The following is a 9,718-nucleotide window of genomic DNA, read 5'->3' on the forward strand; positions in this document are numbered from 1 at the left end:
GCCGGGCCCCACTGCTGTTGCGCGGGTTCCTTCGCGGATCAGGTGGCCCGCGGTGCGGCCCGCAGCGGGCCGCGAGCGGTAGGCCCCGCAGGCCTCGTCGATGCGGATGAGCTCGTTCCACTTCGCGGTGCGTTCGCCGCGTGCGATGGAGCCGACCTTGACGATGTCGGCGCCCATCCCGAGGCGAGGTGCGCGACCGTCACGTCCTCCGTCTCGCCCGACCGGGCCGACACGATGACGCCGAGGCCCGCCTCGCGGGAGGCGCGCACCGCGGCCGCGGCGGCGCTGACGGTGCCCGCCTGATTCACCTTGATCAGCGACGCCTCCACCTCGCGCGCGGCCGCGGCGGACCGCACCCGCCCCGCATCGGTCACCAGGTAGTCGTCGCCGACGACGACCGCGGGAACGGTCGACACGGCCAGTGCCATGCCCTCCGGATCGTCCTCGCCGGCCGGGTCCTCGATCGTGGCGACCGGGAAGTCCTCGCACAGGCCGCGCAGTTCGCCGATCCACTCCCGGTCGGGTACCCGGTTCCCGCGATCCGGTAGGCGCCGTCGACCAGGAACTGGGTGGCCGCGATGTCGAGGGCGATGGCGATGTCGACGCCGGGCCTGAGACCCGCGAGTTCCATGCCGTCGACCAGCACCTGCAGCGCGTCGCGGGTGCCTGCGACCTCGGGCCAGTGCCCGCCCTCGTCGGCGACCCCGCGGGGTTCGCCGCGGCGGAGCATCACGTCGCCGACGGCCAGATACACCTCGGCCACGTGGCTCAGCGCGTCCGCGATGGTGGTCGCTGCGATGGGATAGACCATGAAGTCCTGCACGGCGACGCGGTGGGCGGCGTGCGCGCCGCCCCCATGATCTGGATCTGGGGACGCGGGATGTGGGTCAGGGGCTGCCCGAGCCGGGCCCACAGCGGCAGGCCGAGCGAGGCGGCCCCGCGTGGGCCACAGCCATCGACACCGCCGTCGTGGTGTTGCCTCCGATGCCCGAGCGTTGCGGGTCGGGATCGGCGGCGTCGAGGATCGCGTCGATGGCCTCCTGGTCGGTGACCGGCATCCCACGCAGCGCGGGGGCAAGGGTCTCAGCCACCTTCCGCACCGCCTCACGCACGCCGAGGCCGCCCATCCGCCTGCCGCCGTCACGCAGTTCGATCGCCTCGCGGCGGCCGGTGGAGGCCCCTGCGGGGCGATCGCGCGCCCCACGGCCCCACCGATCGTCACCACCTCGGCCTCGATGGTGGGCAGTCCTCTGGAGTCCCAGACCTCCCTGGCGCGGATGTCTGCGATGGTGTCGGTCATTTCTCACTGCTTCCGTGGGTGTCGGTGTGTGACGAGCTCCGAGACGGCCCGGTCGCGGACCATCCGGCGCTCGGCCGGGTCAGATACTCGGCCGGTGAGGCGCCCGCGACGCGCGCGAGCTGCAGCGCGGGGAGGCACCGGGAGATGCGTTCGTCGAGCTCCGCCACCGGTTCCCAGTCGACCAGATCGAGGTAGGCACGGCGCAGGGCACCGGCCGCCCGGGCGAGGTTCGCCGCGTGCGGCGGGAGGTGGACGGCCTTGAGTTCCAGGTGGTTCAGGCAGAAGGCGACGTCGAAGGCGGGTCGCCCAGGTGGCGCACTCCGCGTCCAGGAGAACGGGCGAGGAGGCGCCCACGAGGATGTTCTTCGGGCTCACGTCACCGTGGACGAGCGCGCGGGGTTCGCTCCGAGCATCCCGATGACGTCGGCGATGGCATCGGCCACCTCGGGGACGGCCAGCGCCGTCCTGCGCAGGTAGGGCTCGATCCGGAGCGACTCGAACTGGGCCTGGTTGGCGAACCCCGCCGCCAACCCGGGGGTCGCGGCACTCGCGGCGTGGATGCGTCCCAGCATGCGGCCGACGGAGGCGGCGAAGCCGACGTCGACGAGGCCGCCAGCAGTTGCTCCTTCCAGTTCGGGAAGTCTCCGGGTGGGAGGTAGTCGAGCGCGACCGCGAAGGTCTCGGCGTCCGTCGCGAGCACCGCAGGAACCGCCTCAGGCACCACGGTGGCGACGTAGCGCAGCCACCGCGCCTCCGCCGCGCCCCGCTCGAGGGGGCGTGCCATTCCGCCTCGACCCGCAACCGGCCGAGGGCACGTTTGAGCACGAAGGCCCGGTCGCCCACCCTGACCAGCCGGATGTCGGAGGACACCCCTCCGGTCAGGGGCGTCAGCTCCGGCTCCTCCCCTCACGGAGGAGCCCCATGCGGGTCAGGATGGCGCGGTCGTCGTCCACCTGTCGTCCCTGCGGGCGGGATGGCCGTAGGCCGCGTGCTCGAGGCCACGGATGTAGCCGATGGCGAAGAGGCGGCCGAGCATCTCGTAGCCGGGCGCGTCGTTCGACTCACCCTCGAGGGTCGGCACGTGGTCGGGGCGCATCGCGCCGCCGAACCCGATCTCGTGGTACGCCTCGAGGCAGGCGGCCATGTCGGTCTGACCCGCGTCGTGGAACGTCTCGCGGAACTCCTCGACGGTGCCCCTCACGTCGCGGAAGTGCACGAACGGGATCTTGGCCGTGCCGAACTCACGGATCAGGTCCGGGATGCTGGTCTCTCCCGCGAGCACCTCCGGCATCAGCGCGAAGTTGCCCTGGCAGAACGTCATGCCGTTGTAGTCGGACGCGACGATGTCGAGCATGCGGCGGTAGTTCGCGACCGAGCCCATGATGCGCGGAACGCCACGGTCGAACGGCTGGGGCGGGTCGTCGGGATGCAGGGCCAGGCGGACGCCGGCCTTCTCGGCCTCCGGGACGACGGCCTTCAGGAAGTACGCGAGCGCGTCCCACATCTCCTCCGGGTGACCTCGCCCTCGGGAGCAGTGGTTCGCGCGCCTGCGCGACGGAACGGTTGTAGCCCGTGACGAGGGCGCCGCCGCGGTCCTCGAGCGCGGTCGAGGTGCGACCCCAACTGCTGAGCGCCATCCAGTTGTAGGCCATGGTCGGCACCCCGAGCACCCCGAGCGCCCGGATCTGCTCGATGAACTGCTCGATCTCCTCGTCGCGGCCGGGGAGCCCGAGGCGGGTGCGGTCCATCGGCGCGGTGTCCTCGGTGGCGATCAGCTTGAAGCCCCACTCCTCGTAGATCTCCTTGTTCCTGCGCAGCGCAGCGAGGCTCCACGGCACCTCCGAGCGGTCATCGATCTTCCAGCCGGCGCTGCCCACCGAGGCGAACATCCGCGTGTCCTGTTCACCTCCGTTCAGGACTCCGACGACGTTGTCGACACCGACCTGTCGGATGAGCTTCCAGTTGCGGGACGGTCGCGGGGGAAGGAACTCGCTGAGTTGGAGCATGGTCACACCTTCTGTAGTCGTCGGGTCAGGGCTTCTCGGGAGAGCGGCCGCGGTACGCGCCAGCAGGCCGCCGTCGACGCGGATCTCCGCACCGGTGATGAAGCTGGCCTCCGAGCTGGCCAGGAACGAGCAGGTGCTTCCGAGCTCGGAGGGGCGGCCCACACGGCCGAGCGGGTGCATCCTGCCCCACTCGGCGATGACCCCTCTTCTCCGGCGTCGGTGCCGTCGGACCAGTCACGCGCCGCGGCGCGCAGCATCGGGGTGTCCACCGATCCGGGCAGCACCGCGTTGACCCGGACCCCGTAGGCGGCCTCGTCGACCGCGAGAGCGCGGGCCATCGCGTTGAGGGCACCCTTGGTGGAGGTGTAGCCCACCACGTTGTTCTGGGTGGCGACGCCCTGGGCGGACGAGATCAGCGAGATCGTACCGGCGTTGCGTCGAATCTCCGCGATGGCCGCATGCACCGCCAGGAAGACACCACGTACGTTGACCGCGAAGACGCGGTCGAAATCGGCGGGCGTCGTCTCGGCTGCGTCGCCGTAGGTCTGGATCCCTGCCGACGTGACGAGGTGGTCGATGCGTCCGAAGGCCGACATGGCAGCCTCGACCAGCGCGGTGTGCGTCTCCTCGAGCGACACCTCTCCTGCCACCCCGACGGCCGCACCACCGTCCGCGATGATCCGTGCGACGCCCTGGTCGACCTCCTCCCGGCTGAGCCCATGGATGACGACCGAGGCGCCGTCGGCCGCGAAGGCCTCCACCACTCCCCGACCGATTCCTGCCGAACCGCCTGTGACGATGACGACCTTTCCGGTGTGCCTGCCCATGTTCTCCGGTTCTCCTTGGTTGTTCTGAACGAGTTGTTGGTGTCCTGGTCAGAGCACGCCGAAGCGTGCGAATGCCTCGGTGGCGCTCATCCCGCCGGCGATGGCCGCGGCGACGAGGTTCTCCGTTCCCGCCTTCTCAAGGGCGGCCCGATCACCTCGTCCTCGAGTTCCTGCGGGATCACGAGCACGCCGTCGACGTCACCGAAGATCAGGTCGCCCGGCGCGATGCGGACGCCACCGACCTCGACGGGCACGCGGAACTCTCGGACCACCGTGCGCACGGACGAGTCCTGCGCGTAGCCGCCCCAGCTGAAGACGGGGAAGTCGCGCGCGAGGGTCTGGGGGTGTCGCGATGGTAGCCGTCGACGACGGCACCGACCGCCCCCGCTGCTGGGCCGTCGTGGTGAGGATCTCGCCCCACATCGCCACCGGCTGCACCACGCGGGTACCCACCCACACCTCGCCGGGACGGAGTTGGTCGAGGGCCTCGGTGAGGTACCCGAAGGGCTTCTCCTGCGGGCCGTACACGTCCGCGACGAGGACGGGCATCGCCCTGCCTGCGAGCTTCATCTCCGGGCGCAGCGGGCGGACGGCCGGCGGGAGGAACTGGTGCGTCCGTCCGAGCCGGTCGAGGATGTCGCCCACGACAGGCGTGTACAGCGACGTCCTCATGAGTTGGAGGAGTTCCTCGTCGGTATGTTGACCCATGATCCTCGCTTCGTTGCTGGAACTCGACTAGCCACCACAATCGTGACATACTTGTATACTAGTTTCAAGAGTCGACGAGAGGAGGGCAGGTCGATGCTGGACACACCGCAGGCAACCCTGTCATCGCTGCAACCCCTTGCCAGCCCGAAGTCGCGCTACCGGATCTCCGACGCGGTGTTCGAGTCGCTCAGCGAGTCGATCCGCAATCTGCGGCTCCCACCCGGCTCCCCCATTTCGGAGCCCGCGATCGCCGCCTCGCTCCAGGTGAGCCGCTCGCCCGTCCGCGAGGCGATCACCCGCCTGGTGGATCTGGGGCTCGTCTCGGTGGTTCCTCAGGTGGGGAGCCGGATCGCGCCCATCTCACTGCGCGAGGTCGACGAGGCCGTCTTCATCCGTCGGGCGTTGGAGACCAGCGCCTTCACCTACGCCATCCGTGACGTCCGCCCTGACGTCTCCGAGATCCAGGGCCACGTCAATGCCAACGCGGCCGCCGCGGCCGAGGGCGACGCGGAGCGGTTCTTCGAGACCGACGAGCTGATCCATCAGGCGGTGTTCATCCTCGCGGGTGTGCCCCGCCTCTGGGACGTGGTGCGCGGAACGAAGATGCAGCTCGACAGGCTCCGGCGCCTCCATCTGGATGCCGCCCTGTCCAGTGAGGACCTGCTGGCCGAGCACCAGGCCCTCGTCGACGCCCTCGCCGATCGCGACCTGCCGAGGGCACCGCCCTGATCGACGAGCACGCGACGCGCATCCTCTCCGATACCACCCGGCTCCGCGAGAGCCATCCGAGCTTCTTCACCGACTGATCCTCCACACGTTCAGGAGAAATGAAAGTGACCGAACACGTCAACGTCGTCGTACCTCGTCACACACAATGCGGAGAGGGTCCGTACTGGGACCCGGAGAGCCGCACCGTCGTCTGGGTGGACATCATCGGTAAACAGGCGCTGCGCACCACGATCGGCGGCGACACCACCGTGATCGACTATCCAGAGATGGTCGGGGCCGCCGCCCCGCGCGTCGGCGGCGGGCTGGTGCTGGCCGTCGAGTCCGGCTTCGCGCTGCTCGACGCCACCGGCGAGGTCACCTCATGGGTCGACGTGCTGACGCCGCCGCTCCGGATGAACGACGCGAAGGTCGATCCGGCCGGGCGCTACTGGGCCGGGGCCTGCGCCATGGACTTCAGCGAGGGAAAGGGCGGGCTCTGGCGGCTGGACGAGAACCTGTCCGCCGAGCTGGTGCTCGACGGCCTGACGCAGCCCAACGGGATCGGTTGGAGCCCTGACGGCACCACGATGTATCTGGCCGAGACCCAGGCCCGCCAGCTCCTCAGCTACGGGTTCGACCCCGTCACGTCCAACATCCTGAGCGGGCCGTCGGTCGTCGCGGAGGGCTTCGCCGACTACCCGGACGGCCTCTGCGTCGACCGGGACGGCCACATCTGGCTCGCCGAGTACGGCGGGGCGTCGTGCACGAGATCACCCCCGACGGCGACGTGGTGCGGAGCATCCGGTTCGACACCCCTCAGACCACGTCGTGTGCCTTCGTGGGCGACGACCTCGACACCCTCCTGGTCACCACCGCCGGCGTGGGCCTCGACCCGGAGACCGATCCGATCGCCGGGTCCCTCCTCGAGATCACCGGGCACGGCACCGCCGGGCTCGCAGTCGCCCTGTTCAAGGGCTGACCCGGGCACGACGCAGCCTCCACTCCCGACCGACACCGCTGTCACCTAACGAAAGGACAACAATGCAGTTCCAACGCCTCGGCCCCTCGGCCGTGAGATCCCGGTCGCCGTCGTCGACGGCCGCACCCTCGACCTGCGCCCGATCACTCCCGACATCACCGGTGACTTCCTGGCGGACGACCCGGTGGGCACGGTGACAGCCCGGTTGGGGGAACTCACCGACCTCGAGGGTGCCGCCGCGCTGCGCGTCGGGGCCCCGGTCGCCCGCCCCGGGTCGGTCTACTGCATCGGCATGAACTATGCCGCGCATGCCCGGGAGGGTGGGTCGGAGCCGCCGGAGCGGATCGTGGTGTTCATGAAACCGTCCCACACGCTCGCCGGCCCGGATGACGACTTCCCCGCATCGCGCGGGGCGCAGAAGCTCGACTGGGAGGTCGAGTTGGCCCTCGTGGTCGGTCGACGCGCCTGGAACCTCGGACCCGACGACGACGCGCGGGGCGTGATCGCCGGCTATGCCGTCGCCAACGACATCTCGGAGCGCGCCTGGCAGTTGGAGGAGTCGGGCGGTCAATGGTCCAAGGGAAAGAGCGGCCCGGGCTTCCTTCCGCTGGGCCCGGTGCTGGTCCCGACGGCCGACCTCGACCCGTCGGACCTGCGGTTGCGGTCGTGGGTGAACGGCGAGCCCCGCCAGGACTCGACCACCGCCGACCTGATCTTCGACATCGACACGATCGTCCGTGACCTCAGCACCTACACCGTCCTCGAGCCTGGAGACGTCATCCTCACCGGCACACCGGAGGGCGTTGCCCTCTCGGGCCGCTTCCCGTACCTGGGCGTCGGCGATGTGATGGAGATCGACATCGAGGCCTGGGGCGACAGCGTCAGGTCGTCGTCGCAGACGGGACGCTGCGATGAGCGATCCGCGCTTCGACGGCCTCGTGGCCGTGGTCACCGGCGGCATGTCGGGGATCGGCGCCGCGTGCGCCGCCCGGCTGCAGGAACTCGGGCCGACGTGGCTGTGATCGACCGGGATGTCTCCGCCGGGGCGTCGCCGGCGCTGTGCCTCGAGGCCGACGTGAGCGACGTGGCGGCGGTGGGGCCGCCGTCGCCGCGGTCGTCTCGCGGTGGGGCCGGATCGACATCCTCGTGAACTCGGCCGGGATCGGCGCTGCGGGAACCGTGCTCGAGAACGACGTGGAGGAGTGGCAGCGCGTCCTGGGCATCAACGTGATCGGCATGGCCAACGTGGTCAAGGCGTGCCTTCCCCACCTGATCGCCTCGCCTGCGGCGAGCGTCGTCAACGTGTCGTCGGCGGTGGCCCTGACGGGCTTCCCGAACCGGGTGCTCTACACGGCGAGTAAGGGCGCGGTGCTGTCCATGACCCGCGCCATGGCCGTCGACCACCTGGCCGACGGCGTGCGCTTCAACGCCGTGTGCCCGGGCACCACGGAGACCCCGTGGATCGGCCGCCTGCTCGGCGACTCGGTCGACCCGGCGGCGGCGCGGGAGGCGCTGGAGGCGAGGCAGCCCCACCACCGGTTGATCTCGGCCGAGGAGGTGGCCGAGGCGGTCGCCTACCTGGCCGGCCCGCGGTCGGCCTCGACGAACGGAGTGGCGCTGTCGGTGGACGCGGGTATCGAGTCGCTCTACGTGGCGCACTGAGGCCAGAGACGCGGGTGAGGGGGTGGGCCAAGGCCCACCCCCTCACCTGTCCCCCGTCTCAGGCGCGCACCACGACGGCGGCCCGTGAGCGACGACGACACCGCTTCGCTCACCCGGTCACAAACGCTCACCCGGCCCCGGCGGGCCGTTGGATCGCGCACCGGCGGCGAGCCGGCGCTCAGCGGGTGGTCAGCGCAGGCTGACGGCCTCGTCGTCGGCGACCACGGCGATCGAGGCGCGGTCGAGGTCGACGCGCACCTCACACCAGCGCGAGCCGGAGGTACAGCGGTAGAACAGGGCGCGGTTGTCGCGGTGCAGCACCTCGACCTCGGCGGTGGCCAGCCAGGCGTGCCTGCGGCGGAAGCCGATCGCCCGACGGTAGGCCGCGTGCAGCCGGGAGCCGAACGGGCTGAGAGCCCCGGGCGAGTCGGGCAGCGGGGGCCGCACCTCATCGTCGCCGGCGAACTGGTCGCGCTTGGTGCCGGTGAAGCCCTGCTCGTCGCCGTAGTAGACGCTGGGCACGCCGGGGAGCGTCATGAGGAGGAAGGCGGCGATGCCCGCGAGGTCGGGGCCCACGAGCGTGGCGATGCGGCTGACGTCGTGGTTGCCGACGAAGGTCTGCGGGAGGAACGAGCGGCAGAAGTCGGCGTGCCGGTCGATGGCGTGGGCCAACTCCCAGAGATTCTCCTCCTTCAGCGACGACCAGATCGCCTTCCACAGCTCGTACTGCGTGACGGTGGTGAGCGTCGACCCGGAGACGAAGCCCGCGTAGTCACCATGGATGACCTCGCCGACGAAGACCACATCGGGGAACTCGGCGCGGACCCGCGCGGCGACATCACGCCAGAACGCCGTCGGGACGGCGTATGCGACGTCGAGCCGCCACCCGGCGGCCCCTTCCGCAGCCAGTGCAGCATCACGTCGACGACGAGGTCGGCCACGGCGGGGTTGGAGTGGTCGAGCTCGACGAGGTCGTCGTGGCCCTCCCACCCGCGGGCCGGTCGCCGTCCATGGCGATCAGATCAGGTCGCTCCGTGACGAGGGGGTGGCTCCTGGCAACGTGGTTGAAGACGCCGTCCAGCACGACACCCAACCCACGCGCACCGCACTGTGCGATCAGGTGGTCGAAGTCGGCGTCGTCGCCCAGGCGCGGATCGATCCGGTAGTGGTCCAGCGTGTCGTAGCCGTGGCTGACGGACGCGAAGATCGGGTTCAGGAGGAGGCCGTTGCAGCCGAGTTCGACGACGTAGTCGAGCCACGCCTCGAGGCGGCGGAGCCGGTGGGCCGGCTCCCCGTGGTCACCGCGGAGCGGGGCACCGAGCGCGCCGAGTGGATAGACCTGCCACCAGATGTCGTACTCGAGCATGCCCATGAGCCTAGGGCTACTTCAGCAACTTCGACATCCGACGGTCGGCCAGCGGCTTCCCGCCGGTCTGGCAACCCGGGCAGTACTGAAGCGACGAGTCGGCGAACGAAACCTCCGCGATGGTGGTGCCACACTCGTCGCACGGCTCCCCGCGCGGCCGTG

The 9,718-nt window shown here is 70.5% G+C and carries 13 protein-coding genes and 4 pseudogenes; 4 read left to right on the forward strand and 13 right to left on the reverse strand.

Annotation, left to right across the window (positions count from 1 at the left end; genetic code table 11):
* Positions 1-38 precede the first annotated feature (38 nt).
* The 10 genes and pseudogenes from G7085_RS30115 to G7085_RS34755 form a co-directional block, all read right to left on the reverse strand.
* Positions 39-464: an enolase-like domain-containing protein gene (locus G7085_RS30115; RefSeq protein ID WP_331715969.1), complete on the reverse strand. Its 426-nt coding sequence runs from the start codon at positions 462-464 to the stop codon at positions 39-41.
* Positions 371-913, reverse strand: a complete 543-nt coding sequence (locus G7085_RS30120; RefSeq protein ID WP_331715602.1) for a phosphopyruvate hydratase family protein — start codon at positions 911-913, stop codon at positions 371-373. The genes G7085_RS30115 and G7085_RS30120 overlap by 94 nt, the downstream gene beginning before the upstream one ends.
* Entirely contained in the window at positions 888-1,307 is a 420-nt protein-coding gene (locus G7085_RS25500) for a hypothetical protein (protein WP_197510906.1), read from the reverse strand. The genes G7085_RS30120 and G7085_RS25500 overlap by 26 nt, the downstream gene beginning before the upstream one ends.
* Positions 1,297-1,467 carry a hypothetical protein gene (locus G7085_RS10395; RefSeq protein WP_197510907.1) on the reverse strand — a complete coding sequence of 57 codons (171 nt, stop codon included), beginning with the start codon at positions 1,465-1,467 and terminating at the stop codon, positions 1,297-1,299. Before G7085_RS10395 ends, G7085_RS25500 begins: the two co-directional genes overlap by 11 nt.
* 204 nt (positions 1,468-1,671) lie before the next feature.
* A complete protein-coding gene (locus G7085_RS10400; protein WP_197510908.1) occupies positions 1,672-1,872 on the reverse strand; it encodes a hypothetical protein in 201 nt (66 codons plus the stop codon).
* Between the two features lie 356 nt (positions 1,873-2,228).
* Positions 2,229-2,804 carry a mannonate dehydratase gene (locus G7085_RS30125; protein ID WP_269451832.1) on the reverse strand — a complete coding sequence of 192 codons (576 nt, stop codon included), beginning with the start codon at positions 2,802-2,804 and terminating at the stop codon, positions 2,229-2,231.
* Positions 2,805-2,883: 79 nt separating this feature from the next.
* Positions 2,884-3,486 (reverse strand): annotated as a pseudogene (locus tag G7085_RS34750) (SDR family oxidoreductase); the annotation flags it as partial.
* Between the two features lie 65 nt (positions 3,487-3,551).
* A pseudogene (locus tag G7085_RS10410) lies at positions 3,552-4,133 on the reverse strand (SDR family NAD(P)-dependent oxidoreductase); the annotation flags it as partial.
* Positions 4,134-4,219: 86 nt separating this feature from the next.
* Positions 4,220-4,453: pseudogene (locus tag G7085_RS30135) on the reverse strand (RraA family protein); the annotation flags it as partial.
* 121 nt (positions 4,454-4,574) lie between these two features.
* A pseudogene (locus G7085_RS34755) lies at positions 4,575-4,841 on the reverse strand (hypothetical protein); the annotation flags it as partial.
* A 93-nt stretch (positions 4,842-4,934) separates the two neighbouring features.
* Between G7085_RS34755 and G7085_RS10425 the strand changes: the two are divergent.
* From G7085_RS10425 to G7085_RS10440, 4 genes are all read left to right on the forward strand, one after another.
* A complete protein-coding gene (locus tag G7085_RS10425) occupies positions 4,935-5,570 on the forward strand; it encodes a GntR family transcriptional regulator (protein WP_197510911.1) in 636 nt (211 codons plus the stop codon).
* A gap of 104 nt (positions 5,571-5,674) precedes the next feature.
* On the forward strand, positions 5,675-6,577 hold the full coding sequence (locus G7085_RS10430) for an SMP-30/gluconolactonase/LRE family protein (protein WP_197510912.1): 903 nt from the start codon (positions 5,675-5,677) through the stop codon (positions 6,575-6,577).
* A 135-nt stretch (positions 6,578-6,712) separates the two neighbouring features.
* Positions 6,713-7,678: a fumarylacetoacetate hydrolase family protein gene (locus G7085_RS10435; protein ID WP_331715603.1), complete on the forward strand. Its 966-nt coding sequence runs from the start codon at positions 6,713-6,715 to the stop codon at positions 7,676-7,678.
* Positions 7,675-8,190: an SDR family NAD(P)-dependent oxidoreductase gene (locus tag G7085_RS10440; RefSeq protein WP_331715604.1), complete on the forward strand. Its 516-nt coding sequence runs from the start codon at positions 7,675-7,677 to the stop codon at positions 8,188-8,190. Before G7085_RS10435 ends, G7085_RS10440 begins: the two co-directional genes overlap by 4 nt.
* A 189-nt stretch (positions 8,191-8,379) precedes the next feature.
* Here the strand turns inward: G7085_RS10440 and G7085_RS10445 are convergent, their stop codons facing one another.
* Genes G7085_RS10445 through G7085_RS34760 form a run of 3 tightly spaced genes read right to left on the reverse strand, consistent with a single transcriptional unit; the run spans position 8,380 to position 9,677 of the window.
* Positions 8,380-9,180: an alpha-amylase family glycosyl hydrolase gene (locus G7085_RS10445; RefSeq protein ID WP_197510914.1), complete on the reverse strand. Its 801-nt coding sequence runs from the start codon at positions 9,178-9,180 to the stop codon at positions 8,380-8,382.
* Positions 9,107-9,556 carry an alpha-amylase family glycosyl hydrolase gene (locus G7085_RS10450; protein WP_197510915.1) on the reverse strand — a complete coding sequence of 150 codons (450 nt, stop codon included), beginning with the start codon at positions 9,554-9,556 and terminating at the stop codon, positions 9,107-9,109. Before G7085_RS10450 ends, G7085_RS10445 begins: the two co-directional genes overlap by 74 nt.
* A 16-nt stretch (positions 9,557-9,572) precedes the next feature.
* Positions 9,573-9,677, reverse strand: a complete 105-nt coding sequence (locus G7085_RS34760; protein WP_408647203.1) for a hypothetical protein — start codon at positions 9,675-9,677, stop codon at positions 9,573-9,575.
* Positions 9,678-9,718 lie beyond the last annotated feature (41 nt).

The organism is Tessaracoccus coleopterorum, assembly GCF_011174705.1.
Classification (GTDB): Bacteria; Actinomycetota; Actinomycetes; order Propionibacteriales; family Propionibacteriaceae; genus Arachnia; species Arachnia coleopterorum.

What these genes read in the sequence shown, in the direction of transcription:
- G7085_RS10400 (WP_197510908.1), bottom strand. Translation starts at nt 1,872, where the DNA reads ATGCTGGGACGCATCCACGCCGCGAGTGCCGCGACCCCCGGGTTGGCG.
- G7085_RS30125 (WP_269451832.1), bottom strand. Translation starts at nt 2,804, where the DNA reads ATGTGGGACGCGCTCGCGTACTTCCTGAAGGCCGTCGTCCCGGAGGCC.
- G7085_RS10425 (WP_197510911.1), top strand. Translation starts at nt 4,935, where the DNA reads ATGCTGGACACACCGCAGGCAACCCTGTCATCGCTGCAACCCCTTGCC.
- G7085_RS10450 (WP_197510915.1), bottom strand. Translation starts at nt 9,556, where the DNA reads ATGCTCGAGTACGACATCTGGTGGCAGGTCTATCCACTCGGCGCGCTC.